Raw genomic sequence first — 23,306 nt, forward strand, 5'->3', positions numbered from 1 at the left:
ATAGCATTTTTAATGAGAGTGTGTAACTCTCATTTTTTTATGGATAAATTTCTTTGAACATAAATAATTTGTAAAATGTAGGGTAAATAAGAAATAGATTTACTTCTTAAGTAAATTTATTTTAATTTAGTTTAAAATAAATAGTATAAAGCACTAATCACAATTATACTAATATTTATACCATACTTAAAATTTATAGAAAAATAAGCTATGTAGTTTTACATAGCTGTTTTTTTAGCCAAAAAAATTTACAATAACATAGTAAATATGATATAATGTATATAGCTTTATGCCTTTTGATAAAGCTATATATTATGTGAAAATAAAAATTGAGATAAATTAAAGTTAATTGTAGTTATAAAAGGGGAGATATACTTTGTTTGATAAATTAGAATTATTAATTGAAAAATTTGAGGAACTTGAAAAGAAAATCATAGATCCTGAAATTATGAAAGATATGAATATTTGGCAAAAACTTGCAAAAGAACATGGCGATATGAAGCCAATTGTTGAAAAATATAGAGAATATTCAAAACATAAAAAAGAACTTGAAGAAAATAAAGAGATGTTAAAAGAAGGTTTAGATGACGATATGAAAGATCTTGTAAAAGAAGAAATTTCTGAACTTGAAGATAGCATCGAAAAAGAAGAACAAGAACTAAAAATTTTATTATTACCAAAAGACCCTAATGATGATAAGAACGTATTTATGGAAGTTAGAGCTGGTACAGGTGGAGATGAAGCTGGACTATTTGCAGAAGATCTTCTTAGAATGTACAGAATGTTTGCTGATAAGCAAAGATGGAAAACTGAAATAATGAGTATTTCAGAACAAGGTGTTGGTGGAATTAAAGAAGTTGTGTTCTTAGTTAAAGGTCAAGGAGCTTATTCAAAATTAAAATACGAAAGTGGTGTGCACAGAGTTCAACGTGTTCCTGCAACTGAATCAAGTGGTAGAATTCATACTTCAGCTGCTACAGTTGCAGTTTTACCAGAAGTTGAAGATGTTGACGTAGTTATTAACCAAAATGATCTAAGAATAGACGTTTATAGAGCAAGTGGTAACGGAGGACAATGTGTAAATACAACTGACTCTGCTGTTAGAATTACTCATATTCCAACAGGACTTGTTGTTACATGCCAAGATGAAAAATCACAACTTAAAAATAAAGATAAGGCAATGAAGATTTTGAAATCTAGACTTTATGAAAAGTATCAAGAAGAACAAAATAAAGATATTGCTGATGCTAGAAAATCTCAAATCGGTTCAGGAGATAGATCTGAAAGAATTAGAACTTACAATTTCCCACAAGGAAGAGTTACAGATCATAGAATTAATATGACTATTTATCAACTAGATAGTTTCTTAAATGGAGATATAGGTGATATGATAGATGCTTTAATTACTAGTGATCAGGCTAAGAAAATGTTGGCGATTGCGGAGTAGTGTATGGAACGTATTTTACAAAATAAATTAACTAGATTTGGTATTTATGTTGTATTGTATGTATTTGGAGTATTTGTATTTTTTAATTTGGTTTTTGCTAAAAATGAATCTGAAAAAATTGATAATTTAGTGAAAAATGTTGAAACTGAAAGTATCAGTACACAAGAGGAAACAAAAAATATAAATGCAAATGGAATAGATGTCAGCAAACTATCTACAAATGTTAATACAGGAAAACCAAATAGTATTTTAACAGAAAAAACTATTCTTGAAGGTCTTAAAAATAGTGACGATCCTGATGTAAAAGAGATTTTAAAAAACAAAGATAAATTAAGCTTAAGCTATTTAGCTTTACTATATAGAAATCCAGAAGCTAAATTATTTATACAAGATAAATTAGAGAATAGAACAGTAGATGAATTTACTGGAGAAAGTGTTGATTTCAAGAGAGATATTCCTTATTATTTGCAATGGGATAGACGTTGGGGACAAAAGAAATATACTAGTGAAAATATTGCTATAAATGGATGTGGTCCAACTTCTATGGCAATGGTTATATCTGGATTATTGAAAGATGACTCAATAACACCAGTGGAATTGGCAAAGTATGAAGAGTATGCTGAAGGAGCTGGAACGGGATGGAAATATTTTACAGAAGTTCCAGAAAAATATGGAATAAAGGTTAAAGAATTATCAACTGATGAAAAAATTTATAAAAATGAGTTAAGTAATGGTAGACCAATAATCGCTAATGTAGGCCCTGGAGATTTCTCATCAATTGGACATTATATTGTTATAATAGGAGTTGATGACGATGGAAATTTCATCATAAATGATTCAAACAGTCCTACAAATACAAGTGAAAAATGGAGTTTTGAAAGGTTAAAACAACAAATAAAAAATTCTTGGTCTTATTATAAAGGAGAATAGGTTTGAATTTTTTGAATAGAATTTTAGAATTTTTTGCTTATTTTTTTAGATCAAAACCAGAAGGTTATGATATAGAAAAATTTGGATTTACCCATATTTTTCTAGTTATATTTGCTTTTGTTGGAGCAATTTTAATATATATTTATAGAGATAAACTTAAAAATAGTAATAAAAATATTTTAAAATTTTTTGTTGTGTTATTATTTTTACAACAAGTAATTTTGTATGGATGGTATATAACAAGTGGTGCATTTTCAATAGAGACAAGTTTGCCACTATATGATTGTAGAGTTGCTATTATTTGCATAATATATGGTGTATTTTTTAATAATAATAAATCTAAGAGAATTGGTATATATTTAGGGTTTGTAGGCTCAATTGTAGCTTTAATATCTCCTGATTTAGATAGATTTATCTTCCCACATTATACTTGGGTAAGTTTTTTTGTAGGACATATACTATTACTTTGGGTAAGTTGTTATATCTTCTTCGTAGAAGAAATAGAAATATCCTTTAAGAAATATACTGAAGTATTCATTTTTACAAATGTTTTGCATATAGCTGTTATAATTTTTAATAGTATTAGCAAATCTAATTACGCATTCTTATCAGAACCACCAATTTTTAAAGAAGTGGCAGAAAGATTGCATCCAATAACATATATAGCAATAATGATGTTAATGTTGAACTTTTCTTTATATCTTGTTCATTCATATTTTATGAAATCAAGAGATGGAAAATTAAAATTATCACATAGAAAAATAGAAAATTAAAATAAAAAAAGTACTGACAATTAAGTCAGTACTTTTTCTTTTTAAATAGAATGTTTGAGGGTTTATTCCTATTTAACTAATACACCATTTGAGTCAAAAGTATAATTTACATTATTTATATTAAGTGTTTTGCTTTGAGCTATACGTCCATCATTTTCGGCATAATACCAATTTCCATCAACCATGAACCATTCATTGGCAGCAATACGTCCGCTAGCATTAGCAAAATACCATATTCCATTAACCATAAACCATTCGTTAGATGCAATACGTCCACTAGTATTAGCGAAGTACCAACTACCATTAACTATAAACCATTCGTTAGATGCAATACGTCCACTAGCATTAGCAAAATACCAATTTCCATCTACTAATACCCATTCGTTCTTTGACATTGTTCCATTAGATTCAAGATAGTACCATTTTCCATTTTCTTCAAACCAACTATCTTTAATCATATTTCCATCTTTATCAAATCTGTACCATTCGTCATTTATTAACTTCCATTCATTTTTCACTTCTTGTTTGTTATTATCCGGGAAATCTAAACCAGCTTTTTCATACTCTATAACTAGAGGATAAATTCCTATGCTATGAACATCTGAAATTTTTACTATATCATTACTTTGTTCAAATTTTAAGTCTTCTTTTTTATCTCCATTTAAATAATAAACTGCTACTACTTTTTTATTTGCAGCAACTCTTCTTAGGATTTCGAATTCTCCGTATGCTAATTTAGTTCTCTCGCAATTTTGTCTTAAAGTATTAACTAAAACTAAATCTAATACCATTACATCTTTATCCTTTAATTGTTGATAATCAGCTTTATCTAAGTGGTTACTAATTAAGAATAAATCTTTGAAATCCATACCTTTAATTGTTGAATTACCAGGTTTACAAGTAATAGAACCATTAGTTCTTCCCAATATTTTATCTTTAACTTTAATTACTTCAGCACTTCCACAAGAAGAATGGTCAAAAACATATTTGATTCCAGGAACACCCCATTCAGTCTTATCTTTTACAACAAGAGGGAAGGTATCAATAATTAATTTTTCGTTTGTTGGCTTAGTAACATAAGTTACATCTTCCATCAATCTAACTTTTAAATGACCTAATTCATCAGTTGTTGCCTTTGTAGTATGATTTTCACTAATAAATTGAATTTCTTCATTTACAAGAGGTCTATTATCTTTAACAAATTTAATATCCATTTCATAAGTTCCGTCATTTAAAGTTTTAAAAGTGTTTTCTTTAACAACAAGTTCTTTTAATTCTTTTTTATCTTTGAATGCATAAGGGAATTGTCCTTCTTTTGCTGCTTCAAAATGTTTATTATGCATAAAGTATTTAAATGAAACTAATTGCAAGAAATAAGAGTTCTTTTCGAATAATTCAAGGGAAGGTAATTGACCATTTTCGTCAAGAGAGAATTCTCCTTCATAACGTTGTTTACTTGAGTTAAATAATTTGAATTTAACATCTTTTTTATCTGCACCTTCAGGAAGCTTTACTGTAATAGGTAATGTTTTAACCTTGCTTTTGCTTATTTCACAAACATCATTTGAATTATCAGGACAGCTTGGACATGGAGTTTCTGAATCATTACCACCAAGGCCAGGAATGTCATTTCCAACACCGTCATAACGTTTTAAAAATACAGCTTTTACTTTTCTATCTTTTCCTTGAGAAGAATCACCTTCTGCTACTTTTGGCCAATATAAACCATCTTCAGGATCTTTTACAACAGTAAATTCTATTGATTTTTCTAAGTAGTATTCAGAATCTTTATCCTTCATAGTTATTTTATAAGATTTTCCAATACTAGCATCAAAATTAAGGAAGTTATTTTCATTTCTTTTGATTTGAACTGAATCTGAGCCGATTTCTTCTATTTTAAAATCGATAGATTTTGTTACATGTTTTCCACCATGAATAACATAAATTCTAACTAAGTATGAACCTTGATAAACATTAAGTCTTTCAACTTTTTCCTTAGTATCTGTTACAACACTATCATCGTCATTTATTCTGAATTTAAAACCATTCATTTTAAAAGTATATTCAAGGGCTCTAACTATATTTATAGTATAATCAGTATTCTTGTAAAGTTCTAATTCAACTTTTCCGTTTTTGCTTACAAATTCTTTAACTTCTCCACCGCCAGTTACCACGAATTTTACATTATCTTCAGTAACTGTCTTATGTGTAGTTGTATCAAAAACTTCAAGAACTTTTTTAGTTAATTTTCCGTTTTCAGGTTTTGTACCAACTAAATCAGATTTCTTAACTACAATTAATTTTTTAACTTCATTACTTGAAGTTTTTCCAGATACTTCATCGTAGTATTTTGCAATTCCATCTTTATTAGCTTTAAACCAAATGTAATTTCCGTATTCGTTATCTAGTTTTAAAGTATATTTATCTTTATCAGTTGAAATACCTAATTTCATTCTGTTTCCAACTGGAGCTTCAACGCCTTTTAATTTTCCGTTTTTAGTTACGTAGTCTTCCATATCCTTGTTTTCTTTGTTAAAAGTATGGAAATTTATCCCGTCTGGAACTGGTGTTCCATCTTCAAATACAACATCAATATCTTGAATTGTTACTTTTTTGTTTTCAATTTCTGGTTCTTTTTCTTCTTCATCATTATTTGAAGTTTTTTCAAAAATTATACTATTAATTTGAACTTCATCACCATTGAAGTTAGAAGTACGCATAGTCTTTTTTAATTCATCAAATTTTAAAATATAAAGATCTTTTTTATCTTTTTTAATATTTGAAAATTGATAGTCTGTATTTCCAACAATTTCAATAGTATAAAGATTACCTTTATCTTCAACTTCTGTAAAGTCAAAAACGCCATTAACACTAGTAATTTCGTATTCGTCTTCTCCCCAATCCGCAAATTCCGGATGAGTTTTTACTTTTAAAGTAATTTCTTTAGTTATTTTTTTTCCTGTTTTTTTGTCGATAGCAGGCAAACAAAAGTCAGGAAGTTTTTCGTCTTCATATGTATTTGACTTTTCAGCGTATACTGTATTGCCAATAACAGCAACTGTAGGAGTCAATGCTAAATTTAAAAGCAATGACATCGCTATGAATTTTTTAAAAACACTTTTTTTTGTTTTCATTCTTTCCTCCATAAAATTAATATTTACTATATGATTGTATACTGAATGAGTATTTTTTTCAATAACATTATAAATACTATACAATCCACTATCTGGAAAATAGAATGTCAATTTGCTTATTTTAAAGCAAGAACATATAAATAACAACAATCTTGTTAATTTTTATACATATCTAATATATTAGTTAAATTTATAACTTATAATATATTTGTTAATAGAATTTATTTATATAAAATATTTCTAAAATTTGATTTAGTATTTACAACGATTAGGTTATTGCTTTATTATGATAAATCTAATAGAAATTTTTATAAATGTATAATTCAGATTTTATAATCTAGCTGTCTAATATGATAAAAGCATATATAGTTAAATGTAATTAAATAATTATTAAAAAATTTTTATGGAAGTGAAATTTTTTTGATTAAAAATAGTTTTTATATGTATTTATAAGACAATGCCAAAGTTTTTTTGTTTCAATTATGAAAAATATTAAATTTTATGGTATACTATAATATGGTATTATATATTGTAAAAAAAGGAGTTTTAGTTATGAAGAATGTATACTTATTATATGGCGGAAAAAGTGCTGAACATGAAATCTCAGTTTTAACTGCAAAGTCTGTTATTAATAATTTAGATAGAAATAAATATAAGATATTTCCTATTTATGTAGATAAATGTGGAAGATGGAATTACTTAGGAGAAAATACAAAAAATATAGAAGATGATAAGGAAATTGTTGTTGAAGGTAGTGGAAATGTTGCGGATTCAATTTCTAAATTTTTTGCAAAAGATTTTGTAAATGACAATGCTATTTTCTTCCCTGCAATGCATGGAACTTTTTCCGAAGATGGAACTATTCAAGGTTTCTTTGATATAATGGATCTTACTTATGTAGGTAATAATGTATTATCTTCTGCTGTTTGTATGGATAAGGGTACTGCTAATGATGTTTTTGCTGGAAATGGTATTTTACAACCAGAGTATTATTTAGTTACAAAATATGAATTTGATAAGAATAAAGATTTACAAATAAAAAATATCCTTGAAAAAATAGGAGAAGTTTCTTTTATAAAGCCATGTAATGCAGGTTCAAGTGTTGGTGTTACCAAGGTAACTAAAAAAGAAGAAATTGAAGATGCACTTGTTGAAGCTTTTAAATATGATACTAGAGTTTTAGCAGAAGAAGCTGTTGTTGGTGATGAACTTCAAGTTTTAGTAATGGGAAATAATATATTAAAGGCAACATTACCTGGGGGTGTAAAAGTTACTAGAGAGTTTTTTGACTATGAAGCAAAATATCTAGATGAAACGACTGACCATATCATCCCTTGGGATTTATCTGAAGAAGAAATCAAAGAAATTCAGTCTGTTGCAAAAAGAGCTTATGCTGTTACAAATTGTAAAGGATTTGCAAGAGTAGATATTTTTGTAAGAGATAGCGATAGAAAAATGCTAGTTAATGAAATTAATACAATTCCGGGAATGACTGCTGTTTCTATGGCTCCAGCTATGTATATGAAAACTTTCAATAAAACTTATGGAGACTTTTTAGATGAGTTAATTGAACTTGCGATTGAAAATAAAAAAGAAAAAGATTCTTTAACAACTAATAGGGGGTAATTATGTTAAAAGCAACTTTAGAAACTATCGCAAAAATAGTTGGTGGTAATTTAGTTACTATAAGTATGAAGGATAAAGTTGTAGAAGGAGTTTCTACAGATACTAGAGATATAAAAGTACAAAATTTATTTATTCCACTTGTTGGAGAAAAATTTGATGGACATAATTTTGTCTTTGATGCTATACAAAAAGGAGCGATTGCTACTTTATGGGATAAAAAACATCCTACTCCTTATCTTGATGCAGGAATTATTATAGTTGATGATACATTAAAAGCATATCAAAAACTAGCAAATAGTTATCTATCTGCTACTGGAGCAAAGGTAATTGGAATAACAGGATCAAATGGTAAGACAGGAACAAAAGATATTTTAGCGTCAATTTTAGAAGAAAAATTTAGAGTTCATAAGACAGCAAAGAATCTAAATAACGATATTGGACTTCCTAAAACTATAATGGAAATGGATTTAGATGATGAAGCTGTAGTTTTAGAAATGGGAATGGATCGTTTTGGAGATATTAGAACTCTAACTAATATAGCAAAACCTGATATTGCAGTAATAACTAATATTGGAGATAGCCATCTACAAGAACTTGGAACTAAAGAAAATATTGCTAGAGCAAAGTTTGAAATTTTAGAAGGTTTAAAACCGGATGGAGTTTTTATTTTCAATAATGATGATGATATTTTAAGAGAAGTTATTAAAGAATTTACAATTCCTCAAAAGGTTATTAAGATTGGAACAAGAGAAGATTCTGATGTAATTATAAGACCTATTCGTTCAGATGAAGAGGGAAGTAGTTTTTCTATTGGAGAATATGCTTATAGTATTCCATTTATTGGAAAACATCAAATATATAATGTATCAGTTGCCATTGCAATTGCAGGACTAATGGGAATGAATTATGCTGATATCGTAAGGGGACTTGCAAAAGTTAAACTTACAGGAATGAGAATGGAGCTTATGCATTTACCAAGTTTTGATATACTAAATGATTGCTATAAATCAAATCCTCAAAGTTTAACTTCTTGTATAGAAACAGTTTATTCTATGAGAGGATATAAGAATAAAATTTTAATTCTATCAGATATGCTTGAGCTTGGTGAAAATGAAAGAAAATTACATTTTGCAGTTGGAGAAAAAATAGATAGAAATAAAATTGATTATGTAATTTGTATTGGAGATTTAGCTAAAGAAATATACAATGGAGCAAATAGAAATTTCAATGTAAATAACTTATTCCACTTTGATACTAATGAGGAAGTAGTAAAGAAAGTTAAAGAAATTCTTTCTCAAGATACTTTAATAATGGTTAAGGGAAGTCGTGGAATGAAACTTGAAAAAATCATTGATATGTTAAAGGAGATTTAGTATGAATAAAGAAAGACTTTTAAATACATTTTTAGATTTAGTAAAGATTTATTCACCTTCAAGAAATGAAATAAATGTTATGAAATATATAACGGAAAAATTAGAAAAACTAGGTGTTAAATATATTTTACATGACCATTCAGCTGAATATGGTGGTAATACACCAGTTATAATTGCAAAAATAGAAAAAAATTGTGATGATACTAACTTAAAGGCAATATCACTTTCTGCACATATGGATGTTGTAGAACCTTCAAAGGATTTAGATGTTTATGTTGAGGATGGACTTGTTAAAACAAGAACAGAAACTACTCTTGGTGGAGATGATAAAGGTGGAGTTGCGATTATTCTAGAAACTTTTGAGAGTTTAGTTGAAAATAATTTACCTCATAATGATGTGTTTGCAGTAATAACACCTTCTGAAGAAGTTGGTCTTTTAGGTGCTAAATCTATTAAATGGGAAGAAATTCCTGATGAATTTACACCGGCTAAAGATATGCTTGTTCTTGATAATGGAGGAGGAGCGGATCTTGTAGCAGTTGAAGGGCCTTGTATGTATAAGATTAATGTTCATTATGAAGGAGCTTCTGCACATGCTGGTATTGAACCTGAAAAAGGTAGAAGTGCTATCTTAGCTATGAGTAATGCTATTGCTAAGATGAGGATAGGAAGACTTAATGATTATACTACTTCAAACATTGGTAGTATAATATCTGAATTTCCAACAAATGTTGTTCCTAAAGATTGTAAAATAAGAATGGAAGTAAGATGTCTAAATGAAGATGAAGCAAAAGAAAATGTTGATAATTATGTAGATATTTTTGAAAAGACAGCAAAAGAATTTGAAGTTAAATGTAATATAGGTATAGAATATGATTATCCGCCACTAAAACAAATAGATGGTAATGTACTTTTAAATAGAGTTTTAGATGCTTATAATAAAGTTGGAGTTGTTGCGAAACCAATAAAAATTGGTGGAGGTTGTGATGGAAATATCTATTTAAAAAATGGATTCAATTCAGTTATTTTAGGAGTTGGAATGTATAAAATCCATACGATTGAAGAATATTTAGTTATTTCCGATATGGAAAAAACAGCTGAGGCTGTTTTAGAATTCATTACAAAATAGGAGGAAATATGTATAAAGGATATAAATTATTGCAAGAAAAACATATTAAGGATGTAAATTCTGATTGTGTTTTACTTGAACATGAAAAAACGGGTGCTAGAGTTTTCTTGATGAAAAATAAAGATGATAATAAAACTTTTTGCATCGGTTTTAAAACTATTCCAAAAGATAATACCGGAATATGCCATATTATCGAGCATTGTGTGCTATCTGGATCAAGAAAATTCAAAACAAAAGAACCTTTTATGGATATGGTAAAGATTAGTACGGCAACTTTTTTAAATGCCTTAACTTTTCCTGATAAGACTGTTTATCCAGTTTCAAGTAGAAATGACAAAGATTTCAAAAACTTAATGGACGTATATATGGATGCTGTTTTCTATCCTGTTATGAAAGAAGATAGAAGAATTTTCATGCAAGAAGGTTGGCATTATGAATTAGAAAATGAAGAAGATGAACTAAACATTAAAGGTGTTGTATATAATGAAATGAAGGGAGCATATTCGGTTCCTGAAACATCTCTATATTATAAAGTTAATAACGCTCTTTGTCCTGATACAGTTTATGCTAAAGAGTCAGGTGGAGAACCTTATGAAATTCCAAATTTAACTTATGAAGATTTTTGTGAATTCCATTCTAAATATTATCATCCATCAAACTCATATATTTATTTATATGGGGATTGTGATATGGAAGAAAGACTTGAATTTTTGGATAGAGAATATCTTTCAAAATTTGAAAAAGAAGAATTGGATAATTTTGAAGGAAGTCAAAAAGCTTTTGAAAAGCCTAAAAATGTTTTTGATGAATATTCAGTTTCTAAAGATGAAGATACTAGCAATAAGACATTCTTAGCTTATGTTTCTTGTTTTGGAGAAAGTGAAGGCTTAAAAGATGGTATAATTTCAAAATTATTAAATGAAGTCTTAATTGATATGCAAGGAGCTTATTTAAAAGAGGCTCTTCTAAAAGCTAATATATGTGAAGATGTTGCTTCTATTTCTATGGAATCTACAAAATATTCAAGCTTTGGAGTATATATAGTAAATTCTGAAAGAGAACATTTAGATAAATTTAAAGAGGTTGTCGAAGACATTTTAAGAGAAGTTGTAAAAAATGGAATTGATAAAGATAAATTAATGGCTGTTTTAAATAGTACAGAATTCTCTATTAGAGAGCTTTTAAATTCTACAACTGCTGGAATAGAATGTCTATTCCATGTATGTGATAATTGGTTATATGGTAAAAATCCAATGGATTCACTTTCTTTTGATGAAACATTATCTAAAGTTCGAGAAGAAATTTTAAATAATAGATTGTTAGAAAGAATTATTGAAGAAAATGTATTAAATAACAATCATAAAGCTTTTATAGTTCTTGCTCCAAGTGCTGGTCTAAATGATAAAAAAGATGCAGCTCAAAAAGAATGGTTAAAGAGATATAAAGAGTCTTTAAATAAAATTCAATTGGAAAAAATTATTGAAAATACTAAGAATTTGATTGAATATCAACAAACTGAAAGTACAGAAGAACAAAAAGCTACAATTCCAAAATTAAAAATTGAAGATATTGATAAGGAAACTTTAAAAATTCCTAATGAGATTACTAAAACAGAAGATGTTACAGTTTTAAAACATGATCTTTTCACATCTGGAATAAGTTATGTGGATATTTGTTTTGACTTAAAACACATTTCTAAAGATGAAATAGTATATGCTTCATTAATTGAAAATTTACTTAAATCTTTAGATAAAAAGTCAATGTCATATAAGGATTTTTCAGTTGAAACATTTTTACGTTGTGGTGGAATCTCAACATCAATTACAACTATGACAAATTCTAAAAATAGAGAAAAATTTGTCCCTAAATTCATAGTAAGCGTAAAATTCTTCCCAGAAAAATTAAAAGAAACTATAGAGCTTTTAAAAATCTTATTAACAGAAACTGTGTTTACAGATAAGAATAGAATAAAAGAAGAAGTTTTAGCTATAAAAGGTGAATTAGAACAAGATGTTATAGGTGCTGGACATATATACGGAATAAATAGAGCTAAATCATATTATTCTAATAAGGCATATTATGATGAAAAAGTTAAAGGAATTGACTATTTGAAATTCATTCAAGATTTGGCTGATAATTTTGATGCTAGAATTGATAATGTAATTGAAAAAATGGAATTTGTTTACAATAGAATGTTTAAATTAAATGAATCTATCGTAAATATAACTACAACAAAAGATAATTTCGAAAATATTGAAAGAGAATTTGTAAAATTAGTAAGAGAATTTCCAAATATTGAAGATTCATCTTATGACTTTACATTTGAAAAAGAAAACTTAAAAGAGGGGATTGCAACATCATCTGATGTAAATTATGTTACATTTGCTGGAGATATGAAGAGATATGGGGTTGAATACTCTGGAAGTTTTGCGTTGCTTTCAAAAATATTGAGTACAACTCATATGCACAATAATATTAGAGCTATTGGTGGAGCTTATGGTGCTGGTTTTAGTATAACTAAAGATAGTGAAATAATAATGTTTAGTTATAGAGATCCAAATTTAAAATCCACAAAAGAAATATTTGCTTCTGTTGGAAATTATGTTTCAGAAATGGAAATATCTGATGAAGATTTAGAAAGCTTCAAAATTTCATTGGTAAAAGATTTTAATCCATTGCTAACTCCAAAACATAAGGGTTATACTTCAATGATTATGTATATTACAGATTCTAACGAAAAAGAATTAGAATTATATCTTGAACAACTTCTAAACGCTAAATTAGAAGATTTAAAAGAGCTTTCAAATGTAATTGACAAAACATTAAGTCAAGATTCATTTGTTGTTGTAGGTAATACTAATAAAATAAAAGAAAATTCTGAAGAATTTAATAATATTGTAGTTTTGAAAAAATAACTAAGAAGGTTAAGTTTAACTTAACCTTCTTTTTAATTTACAAAAGATGTTAGATTACATATAACAAATATTAATATTTTAAATTTTTTAGTTTGTCTTATATGAGTTTAAAAACGTTAATAAACAAAGCTTATAGATAAAGAATATCCATAAGAAATTACTATAACCAAATTATTGACTAATTTACTTTAGATGATATAATTTTATTAATCAAATATATTTTGGATAAGAAAATATATTATTATATATTTTAACAATATATTTGATTAATATTATTTGGAGGATTAGATATGAATAAAAGAGGAGTAAGTATATTGTTATTATCAGCTATGCTTTTTAGTGTTTCAGGTTGTGGAAAGACTGCAAAGAGAGTAGATGATAAAGCTGAAACAAAAACTGAAGAGACTAATAATAAATTGACTATTGGGAAAGTTGATTTGAATGATCCAAATTTAGAAGAAAAGTGGAAAAAAGAACCTGCTTATGGAAGAAAAATAATAATTAACTTTGATGGAGGTCTTTGTGCATCTACTTTGGGTGTTACTCATGCAAAGGGATATTTTGCAAAGCAAGGTATAGAAACGGAAGTAGTTAATAGTCCGGAACCTAAAGATGCTATTGCAACTGGGAAGATAGATGTTATGGTTGAACATATTTCAACATCTCTAGTTCCAGCTATCAATGGATTAAATATCACTTTTACAAGAGCTGTAAATACAGGATGTAGAACTATGTTTGTTTTAAATGAATCCGAAATAAAGTCAACAAAAGATTTAGAGGGAAAAGTTGTTGGTGTTAATGGCGGAATAGGATCTGGAGACCATAATATAAGTCTTAGATTTTTCGCAAAAGATAATGTAGATCAAACAAAGGTAAAATTCAAACCGGTTGAAAGTGCAGCTTTAATTCAAGCTATGAAAAATGGAGAAATAAGTGCATGTGTGTTATCTGATCAATATGCAAAAGAATTCATTGAAAAAGGTATAATTAGAGCGATTCGTTCTATAACTTGGGATGACGATTTTAAGATTGAACCATGTTGTGTACTTATATTAAATAAGAAGTTCGTTGAAGAAAATCCTATAACAGCAGCAAAGATTACTGAAGCGCATAAACAAGCAAGTGATTGGGTAGAAGATCATAAAGAAGAAACTGCTGATATAGTGAAAGCTAACAATTGGGGTTCAGGTAATAGAGATATTGATTTATATTTTTTAAATGCTTACAGCTTTAGAGTATCTGATGAACAAACTGAAAAATCTTTAAATGATATTGTAAAAGATTATAAAAACTTCGGATTAATAGATAAGAATAAAGAAGCTACAGATATCTTAAAAGAAGTTTGGAAGCCTATTAATCAAAAATAATATGAATAAATTAAGTTGTTTTTAAAAAAAGAGTTATATTATAACTCTTTTTTATTATTTTAAATTTTACGTTAATATAAATTTTAATATTTAAGAAAAACTATTTCATAAGCTTTACTTATAAATATTAGTATTACTATAAAGAATTAATATATATAAATCATTGACTTAATTACTATACATGATATAATTTAGTTAGTCAAAAATTTATTAAATAACAATTAATATTATTACATAGTTTAACAAAGTTTTGACAATACAATATTGGAGGATTAGATATGAATAAAAAAGGGATAAGTATATTGTTGCTATCAGCAATGTTGTTTAGTGTTTCAGGTTGTGGAAAGACAGCAAAAAGAGCTGATGAAAAACAAACAACAGAAAAGAAAGATGATAAGAATGAAAAGAAAATGACTATTGCAGATGTTGATTTAAACGATCCTGATTTAGAGGAAAAATGGAAAAAAGAACCTCGTTATGGTACTAAGTTAGTTTTTGCATATAATGGAGGACTTTGTACTTCAGGTTTAGGGATTGCACAAGTTAAAGGTTTCTTAGCTAAACAAGGACTTGAAGCAGAAATTAAAAATATTCCTAACGCAATGGATGCTATTGGAACTGGTAAGGCTGATGCTAATACAGACCATATTTCAACTTCAGTAGTTCCTGCTGTTAATGGAGTTAATGCCGTATTTACAAGAGCTGCACAAACAGGATGTAAATCTCTTTATGTTCTTAAAGACTCACCTTATCAAAAGACATCAGATTTAATTGGAAAAAGTATTGCTATTCATGATGCGATTGGTGGCTCAGACCATAATATAACTCTTAGATTCTTAGCTAGAGATAAGATTGATTATACAAAAATCAAATTTAAAGTAATTGAAAATGCTGCTACTATTCAAGCATTACAAAATGGTGAAGTTGAAGCATCTATGTTCTCAGATCAATTTGCTCAAAAATTTGTTGATCAAGGTATTTTAAGACCAATTCGTTCAATTACTTTTGATGATGATTTCAAAACAGAACCATGTTGTGTACTTATTTTAAATAAACAATTTGTTGAAGAAAACCCTATTACAGCTGCTAAATTAACTAAAGCTCATAAAGAAGCTAGTGATTGGATTGAAGAAAATAAAAAAGAAGCTTCAGAAATTATAAATCAAAACAACTGGGGTTCTGGAGATGTTGAAAAAGATACTAAATTCTTAAAAACTTATAACTTTAAAGTATCTGATGAACAAACTGAAAAAACATTAATTAATGTATTAGATGATTATAAAGCATTCAATCTTATTAAATCAGAACTTGACACTAATGAAACTTTGTCAAAAATCTGGAGACCAGCTAAAAAATAATTGAGGTTAGTATGAGTGGTATAGATTTAAAGAGTTTAACTAAAGAGCAATTAAGGGAAATTGAACAAAAACCTAAGAGTAAATTGAGTAAGATTTTAGATAAAGTTATACTTTTTTTACCTGTTTTTTCAATTATCCTTGCTCTGTTAGAGTACTATTATGTCCCTAATTATGGAAACAATTTAATTACAGATGTATATGGAATATTTTTAGGTGCTCAACTAATTATATTCTTGGTGTTAGGGATTTTATCGTTTTTTATAAAGAGAGTGTATTATAGAATTAGACATATCGCCCCATTTGCGACTTTTGTTTATATTTTGTTAATGATATATGATTATGCGACTTTAAAGACAAATTCATTATTACTGCCTTATTTTCCCTGGGTAGATAATATTTTAAATGCAATGTTAACAGATCAAGCGTATTTGTTAGACTGTATTAAGAATTCATTAAAGTTATTATTTACAGGATATTTCTGGGGTGTGTTAATAGGACTTATAACTGGTATAGCATGTGGTTACAGTAAAATTGTAAGTTATTGGATTTCTCCTTTTATGAAATTGTTAGGAGCGATTCCTTCAATAACTTGGATACCTGTTATCATGGTATTTGCTAGTTCTCTTTTCAAGGGAGCTGTAATAGTTATTGCGCTTGGTGTATGGTTTTCTGTAACTATGTCTAGTTATACTGGAATTAAAAATATAGATGTTTCTTATTATGAAGCTGCAAAAACATTAGGAGCTAGTGAGAGACAATTGATTTTAAATATTGCAATTCCTTCAGCTTTACCACATATTTTTCAAGGTCTAGTTATGGGTATGAGTACAGCCTGTGTTTCTCTTTTAGCCGCTGAAATGATAGGGGTTGAATCAGGACTTGGTTGGTATATAACATGGCAAAGAGGCTGGGCGAAGTTTTCAAATATGTATGGTGCAATTATTATAATCTGTATTATATTTGTTGTAGTAAATTTTGCTTTGGGTTATATTAGAAAGAAAGTTCTTAAGTGGCAAGAAGGAGTGATACAATAATGGAAAAAAGAAAATTAGAATTAAAAAATGTAACAAAAATTTTTCCTAATTTCGATAATAAAGGTATCACTGAAGTTCTTCACGATATAAATCTTACAGTTGAAGAGGGAGAATTTGTTTGTATTGTTGGGCCATCAGGTTGTGGAAAGTCAACTCTATTAAGATTGGTTTCAGGACTTATTCCTGTAACTGCAGGAGAGCTTTTACTTAACGGAAAAGTTATAGATGGTACAAATGTTAATAGAGGAATGGTATTTCAAAAACATACACTTTTTCCTTGGTTAACGCTTAGACAAAATGTTGAGTTTAGTTTTAAAATGGCTGGAAAATTAAAAGATAATAAAGAAAAAGTTGATAGATTTATCAAAATGATTGGAATGGAAGATTTTCAAAATTTCTATCCTCATCAACTTTCAGGGGGTATGGCTCAAAGAGTTGCTCTTATAAGAACAATGATAACTGAACCTGAAGTGTTCTTGCTTGATGAACCTCTTGGTGCTTTGGATGCTTTTACAAGAATGAATATTCAACATGAATTAATAGAAATGTGGAAGACAAATAAAAATATGATGTTTATGCTAGTAACTCATGATGTGGATGAAGCAATTTATCTTGGAACTAGAGTTATTGTTATGGCACCAAGACCTGGGGTTATAAAAGAGGATATTAAGATAGATATGGAATATCCTAGAAATAGAAATAGTGATGAATTTATTGAGCATAGAAAACATATATTAGATGTTCTTAATTTTACAACTTAGTGAAGTTGTATATAAATTTAAATTTTAGTTTAATTATATAATGTTCCTATTCGCAAAAGAGATGAGTTCGTCAGTGGCTTGTCTTTTTTGCTTATAATAGGCTTTTCTTATGAATAACAATTATCTAATAAGAAAATTGAATTTAACTTTTTGAATTAAATAATATATAATTTAATTAGAAATATTTAAAAATAATTTATTAAAAGGAGATGCTATGAAAGAAGAAAGAAACAATATAAAACTTCCGAGTAAATTTGATGATTTTAATGAAACTAGAAAAAATGGTTTCTTAAAAATGAAAGAATTAAAAGAATCTGGAAAAAATGTTGCCGGTATTTTTTGTACATATACACCGCAAGAAGTTATTTATGCAGCGGGACTTATTCCGGTTAGCTTATGCGCTACTACTGAAGATTCTATTAAATATGCAGAAAGAGATTTACCAAAAAATCTTTGCCCACTTATAAAATCAAGCTATGGTTTTGCAGTTAGTGATACTTGCCCATATTTTTATTTTTCAGATATAATAATTGGAGAAACGACTTGTGATGGAAAGAAAAAGATGTATGAACTAATGGGTGATTTTAAAGATGTTCATGTAATGCAATTACCACAAAATAATACAGATGAATTATCTTTTAAACTATGGACAAATGAAATCTATAAATTAAAGAGAAGATTAGAAGAAAAATTCGATGTTGAGATAACTGATGAAAAACTATGGGAAGCTATAAAAATAGGAAATCAAGAAAGAAGAAATTTAAAAAACTTTTTTGAACTTGGGAAATTAAATCCATCTCCTTTAAGTGGTGTAACTATGAGTGGAACTCAGGATGCTTTTGGTTTTAATTTTGATAGGGAAGAAAAAAATAAGAGTATTGTTGAAAAAACAAAAGAAATATATGAATTGTGGGAAAAAGAACTTAAAGGAAAAAAAACTAACAGACCAAGAATTTTAATTACAGGATGTCCTGTAGGAGGAGTTCGTGAAAAAATTCTTACAAGAATTGAAGAGGCTGGAGCTGATATTGTTGTTTATGAAAACTGTTCTGGAGTTCGTGAGAAACTTGAATTAATAGATGAAACAATAGAAAATCCTATAGAAGCAATTGCGAAAAAATATCTTAATTTAAGTTGTTCTGTTATGACTCCAAATGAAAAGAGATTCAAAGATCTAGATACTCTTATTGATGAATATCAAGTTGATGCTGTTATTGAAATTGTACTACAAGCTTGTCATACATTTGCAGTTGAATCAACAAAGGTTAAAAAGTTTGTAACTGAGAAGAAAGGTAAACCATATATGTATATTGAATCTGACTACTCTATGACTGATGTTGGACAGGTTTCAACTAGAATTGAAGCGTTTTTGGAGATGATATAATGAATATTGGAATTGATATAGGGTCAACAGCTTCTAAAGTTGTTGTTTATGATAAAGAAAAAGATGAGATAGTTTATAAAATTTTAATGCCTTCTGGTTGGAATAGCAAAGAAACATCTGTAGAAATTTATAAAAATCTAGTAGAAAATGGATATGATGTAGATAATTCTTTTGTAGTTGCAACAGGATATGGAAGAGTCTCAGTTCCTTATGCTGATAGAGTAGTTACTGAAATTACAACTCATTCAAAAGGTGCTATTTATTTATTGCAAAGTGATTGTGATGTTATAGATATAGGTGGACAAGATACAAAAATTATAAATATCTCAAATGGATTAGTTAGTGATTTTATAATGAATGATAAATGTTCTGCTGGAACTGGTAAGTTCTTAGAAGTTATGAGTAATAGACTTGGAGTTACATTAGATGAAATGTTTGAACTATCAAAAGTAGGAACTCCTGTTCCTATTAGCTCAACATGTACTGTTTTTGCTGAATCTGAGATAATTTCTTTGATGGGACAAGGAAGAGCTAAAGAAGATATTGCTAGTGGAGTTGTTCATTCAATAGCAAATAAGGTTGTTGGACAAACTAGGAAGTTTAGAAATGAAGCGGATTTATACTTTTTAACTGGAGGATTTTCAAATAATCCTTATATGGTTGAGCTATTGAGTAGTATGTTAGGCAAAGAAGTAAGAACTCATGAGCTTGGAAGATTTGCTGGAGCTTTAGGAGCAGCACTAATGGGTAAGTAGATAAAAAGTTCTGTTAATACAGAACTTTTTTTAGTTAAATTAAAAAGAAAGCCATAAGCTTTCTTTTAATGGTTACGGTGATTTGGGGGTACACCGTAATTTGGAGAGAGTAACTCATTAAACATAATGAGTAATATAGGTTATGTTATCTTATCTTATCTTTTAGAGTAAAGTATCTTCAATTCTAAGTGATACTATTTTACTTAATCAAAGTATATCACTTCTATTAATAAAAGTCAACAGTTTTTTAAAAGTTTTTTAAAAAATAAAAAAAGTTATAAAATTTAAATTTTGTCTTTTAATTAAAAGTATGGTAAAATATTTTTAAAGTATTTTAAAGTGTTTAATAGAGAGGATTTTATGAAAAATAAATCTTATGCAAAAATAAATTTAACTTTAGATGTAATAGAAAAAAGAGAAGATGGTTATCATAATATAGATGGAATAATGCAATTAATAGATTTGTATGATGAAGTTGAAGTTAATATATCTGATCATTTTGAAATTACTTCAAATTCAAAAGATATACCTTTAGATGAGAATAATTTGGTTTATAAGGCTTATATTGCCTTGAAAGAAAAGTATAAATTCAATGAAAAATTTTCAATATATATAGAAAAGAACATTCCAGTTGCTGCTGGAATTGCAGGAGGAAGTACAAATTCTGCAGTAGTTATTGAAATGATTGATGAAATATTAGGACTTAATATGAGTCTAAAAGATAGAAAAGAGATTGGTAGAAGTATAGGTGCTGATATTCCTTATTTACTTGTTGGAAAAACTGCAAGAACAAGAGGAATAGGTGATGAACTTGAAATTTTAGAGAGTTTACCAGTTACAAATATTTTAATAGTAAATAATGGCGTTGAAATATCTACACCTTATGTGTATTCTAACATTATACCAACTGGTAATAGCAACAGGGTTGATAAACTTGTAGAGATTTATAAAAACAAAAATTATAAAGAGTTCTTTAATAATTTATATAATGTAATGGAAGAGGTTTCAATTAGTTATTGTCCTGAAATAAAAGATATTAAAGAAAAAATGTGCGAGTTCAATTCTATAAAAGCACTTATGAGTGGTTCAGGTCCAACAGTGTTTGGGATTTTTGAAAATGAAGAGGATATAAATAAAGCTTATAATTACTTCAAAGGAAAGTATAATAATACTTTTCTAGTAAAAACAATGGAGAAATAAAATGAATAATAGAGCGATAGGAGTTTTTGACTCTGGAATTGGTGGGTTAACTGTTGTAAAAGAGTTAATGAAAATACTACCAAATGAAAAAATTGTATATTTTGGAGATACAGCAAGAGTTCCATACGGAAGTAGAAGTGAAGAGACAATAAAAAAATTCTCAAAAGAATGTATTAGTTTTTTAGATAAAAAAGATATAAAGTCTTTGATTATAGCTTGTAATACAGTATCTGCTGTTGCTATAGAAATGCTAAAAGAAGAATTCGATATGCATATTTTAGGTGTTATAATCCCTGGAAGCAAAATGGCAAGTGAAGTAACTAATAATAATCGAATTGGAGTTATAGGGACAAATGCGACTGTTAATAGTGGAGCTTATGAAAAATGTATAAAAAGCGAAAATGAACAGAATATAGTTTATTCTAAAGCTTGTCCTTTATTTGTACCAATAGTAGAGGAAGGGTTATCTGATTCAAATATCGCATTGGAAACAACAAAATATTATTTAGAAGAATTAATAAATAAGAATGTAGATACATTAGTAATGGGTTGTACTCATTATCCAATATTAGAAAACACTATAAACATAGTAGTTGGAGATAAAATTAAATTAGTAAATCCTGCTAAGGAAACTGCTGCCGAAATGAAAAAGTACTTAGAAATGAACAATCTTTTAAATGAAGATATAAATGTAAAAGATAATATTTTTTATATAACAGATGATGAAAATAAATTTAAAAAGAATTTGTTAGATTTTATTGAAATTGAAAATCCTATAATAAAGAAAATAGATTTAAAAGAAAAGCAGATAGATGAAAAATAATAAGTAGAGCTTTTTGCTAGAATTATAAAAAATAAAACCGACTAAAAAATAGTCGGTTTTTGTTTAAATAATTATTTAAAGAACAATACATTTGGCCATATTATTGAACTAATAACTTCAGAAGCTTTATAGTATCTATTTTTTCCGATAGGTTGGCCACTTTTATCTTTTATGTTTCCTGAATCAGGATCATATATTTCATAATAAAGTTCGTTATCTATATATTTATAACCCTTAACTATATAAGTATGTCGTACAACTTCCGGATCGTTATGACTTTTTCCAAGTTTGCTAGGATTGTTACGTACTCCATATATTTTATGCATATCTGAGAAGAACATTGCTATATAACCATTTTTTATATATCTACGAACCATCATATCAGTTTGCTCAGCATTCTTATGAGGAAAGGCGATATATTTTATATTTCTCTTCTTTAATACATCTAAAAATATGTCAGGATTCCAACCTTTACCATCAATTTCATATTCATTTCTTAAAGACTCACTTGTATCCTTACTATTAGGATCTAAGTACTTTAAAATCATTGCTGTACAAGTAGGAACACAATTTAAAACATGGTGTTTACCAGATAATCTTTGGTCATAATAATAATCATAATCTTTGTTATTTGAAACAGTAACACCTTGTTTAGCTTCTTCTTGACGAATTGCCTTTTCTTTCTCAAGTTGTTCAGGCAATGTTTTAACAACTTTCTTTTGTTGCTGTTGTTGCTTTTGTTGATTTTGAGTATTTAACTTATTTTTAGAATTAGTTAGGGTCCCCTTGTTTTCATAATCTTTAATAAGTTGTTGAGCTTCTTCTTTAGCTTTTTTATTTGAATCTATAACTTTGTTATCAGAACAGGCTGTAGTAGTAATAATAACTAATAATGATAAAGATACTATTCTAAAAAATTTCTTCATACTTACCTCCAATTTAAAATAGTTGTAAATTTATTACTTGTTAATTATAACACAAATATAAAAAAATTGTAAATAAAAAAACAACTTTTAAATAAAAAAAACATCCTTAATAGTATTGACAACAAATAAAATAATTGATATAATAAAGACCCAGTGAAAACTGGGTCACTTTTATTGAAAATTTTTAATAAAAAATTTTAAAAAAGTGTTGACAACCAAAAAAAGATGTTGTATAATGTAATGGTTGTTGTGAAACATTAACAATTTCATATAGTGATAAAAACTTTGAGAGTACAAAGAAAAACAATAATTTGGTGTAACAAAAAGTCAGCGAGAGCAGACGAACTTTTAATAGAGAGTTTGATCCTGGC

Annotated in this window: 17 protein-coding genes; 15 read left to right on the forward strand and 2 right to left on the reverse strand. The window is 27.7% G+C overall.

From position 1 onward, the window contains the following. Positions 1–376: 376 nt before the first annotated feature. The 3 genes from prfA to LW893_RS05175 are packed head-to-tail and all read left to right on the forward strand — an operon-like array spanning position 377 to position 3,150. Positions 377–1,447 carry a peptide chain release factor 1 gene (gene prfA / locus LW893_RS05165; protein ID WP_233056211.1) on the forward strand — a complete coding sequence of 357 codons (1,071 nt, stop codon included), beginning with the start codon at positions 377–379 and terminating at the stop codon, positions 1,445–1,447. Between the two features lie 3 nt (positions 1,448–1,450). Then, positions 1,451–2,377 (forward strand): C39 family peptidase, encoded by a 927-nt coding sequence (locus LW893_RS05170; protein ID WP_233056213.1) that lies wholly within the window; start codon positions 1,451–1,453, stop codon positions 2,375–2,377. A gap of 2 nt (positions 2,378–2,379) precedes the next feature. After that, on the forward strand, positions 2,380–3,150 hold the full coding sequence (locus tag LW893_RS05175; protein ID WP_233056215.1) for a TIGR02206 family membrane protein: 771 nt from the start codon (positions 2,380–2,382) through the stop codon (positions 3,148–3,150). A 68-nt stretch (positions 3,151–3,218) separates the two neighbouring features. Here the strand turns inward: LW893_RS05175 and LW893_RS05180 are convergent, their stop codons facing one another. After that, a complete protein-coding gene (locus LW893_RS05180) occupies positions 3,219–6,284 on the reverse strand; it encodes an N-acetylmuramoyl-L-alanine amidase family protein (protein WP_233056217.1) in 3,066 nt (1,021 codons plus the stop codon). 552 nt (positions 6,285–6,836) lie between these two features. On the opposite strand from LW893_RS05180, the gene LW893_RS05185 reads away from it, so the two are divergent. From LW893_RS05185 to murI, 12 genes are all read left to right on the forward strand, one after another. Then, complete coding sequence (locus tag LW893_RS05185; protein ID WP_233056219.1) at positions 6,837–7,910, forward strand: D-alanine--D-alanine ligase family protein; 1,074 nt, start codon at positions 6,837–6,839, stop codon at positions 7,908–7,910. A 2-nt stretch (positions 7,911–7,912) separates the two neighbouring features. Further along, on the forward strand, positions 7,913–9,283 hold the full coding sequence (locus tag LW893_RS05190; RefSeq protein WP_233056221.1) for a UDP-N-acetylmuramoyl-tripeptide--D-alanyl-D-alanine ligase: 1,371 nt from the start codon (positions 7,913–7,915) through the stop codon (positions 9,281–9,283). A gap of 1 nt (position 9,284) precedes the next feature. Further along, complete coding sequence (locus tag LW893_RS05195; RefSeq protein WP_233056222.1) at positions 9,285–10,412, forward strand: M20/M25/M40 family metallo-hydrolase; 1,128 nt, start codon at positions 9,285–9,287, stop codon at positions 10,410–10,412. 8 nt (positions 10,413–10,420) lie between these two features. Further along, positions 10,421–13,327 carry an insulinase family protein gene (locus LW893_RS05200; RefSeq protein ID WP_233056224.1) on the forward strand — a complete coding sequence of 969 codons (2,907 nt, stop codon included), beginning with the start codon at positions 10,421–10,423 and terminating at the stop codon, positions 13,325–13,327. Positions 13,328–13,617: 290 nt separating this feature from the next. Continuing rightward, the gene (locus LW893_RS05205; RefSeq protein WP_233056226.1) at positions 13,618–14,694 is read left to right on the forward strand and encodes an ABC transporter substrate-binding protein; all 1,077 of its coding nucleotides are present in this window, start codon (positions 13,618–13,620) and stop codon (positions 14,692–14,694) included. A gap of 278 nt (positions 14,695–14,972) precedes the next feature. After that, positions 14,973–16,052 (forward strand): ABC transporter substrate-binding protein, encoded by a 1,080-nt coding sequence (locus tag LW893_RS05210; protein ID WP_233056228.1) that lies wholly within the window; start codon positions 14,973–14,975, stop codon positions 16,050–16,052. A gap of 11 nt (positions 16,053–16,063) precedes the next feature. Further along, the gene (locus tag LW893_RS05215) at positions 16,064–17,086 is read left to right on the forward strand and encodes an ABC transporter permease (RefSeq protein ID WP_233056230.1); all 1,023 of its coding nucleotides are present in this window, start codon (positions 16,064–16,066) and stop codon (positions 17,084–17,086) included. Further along, a complete protein-coding gene (locus LW893_RS05220; RefSeq protein WP_233056232.1) occupies positions 17,086–17,847 on the forward strand; it encodes an ABC transporter ATP-binding protein in 762 nt (253 codons plus the stop codon). The genes LW893_RS05215 and LW893_RS05220 overlap by 1 nt, the downstream gene beginning before the upstream one ends. Positions 17,848–18,061: 214 nt before the next feature. Beyond that, complete coding sequence (locus LW893_RS05225; RefSeq protein ID WP_233056233.1) at positions 18,062–19,231, forward strand: double-cubane-cluster-containing anaerobic reductase; 1,170 nt, start codon at positions 18,062–18,064, stop codon at positions 19,229–19,231. Further along, a complete protein-coding gene (locus LW893_RS05230) occupies positions 19,231–19,986 on the forward strand; it encodes an acyl-CoA dehydratase activase (RefSeq protein ID WP_233056235.1) in 756 nt (251 codons plus the stop codon). Before LW893_RS05225 ends, LW893_RS05230 begins: the two co-directional genes overlap by 1 nt. A 360-nt stretch (positions 19,987–20,346) precedes the next feature. Next, complete coding sequence (gene ispE, locus LW893_RS05235; RefSeq protein ID WP_233056237.1) at positions 20,347–21,186, forward strand: 4-(cytidine 5'-diphospho)-2-C-methyl-D-erythritol kinase; 840 nt, start codon at positions 20,347–20,349, stop codon at positions 21,184–21,186. Position 21,187: 1 nt separating this feature from the next. Then, on the forward strand, positions 21,188–22,009 hold the full coding sequence (murI, locus tag LW893_RS05240; protein ID WP_233056239.1) for a glutamate racemase: 822 nt from the start codon (positions 21,188–21,190) through the stop codon (positions 22,007–22,009). A gap of 71 nt (positions 22,010–22,080) precedes the next feature. Here murI and LW893_RS05245 read toward each other — a convergent pair whose 3' ends face one another. Further along, positions 22,081–22,935 carry a hypothetical protein gene (locus tag LW893_RS05245; protein ID WP_233056240.1) on the reverse strand — a complete coding sequence of 285 codons (855 nt, stop codon included), beginning with the start codon at positions 22,933–22,935 and terminating at the stop codon, positions 22,081–22,083. Between the last annotated feature and the right edge of the window lie 371 nt (positions 22,936–23,306).

Origin of the sequence: Parvimonas micra, from assembly GCF_021300775.1 — a bacterium.
Lineage (GTDB): Bacteria > Bacillota > Clostridia > Tissierellales > Peptoniphilaceae > Parvimonas.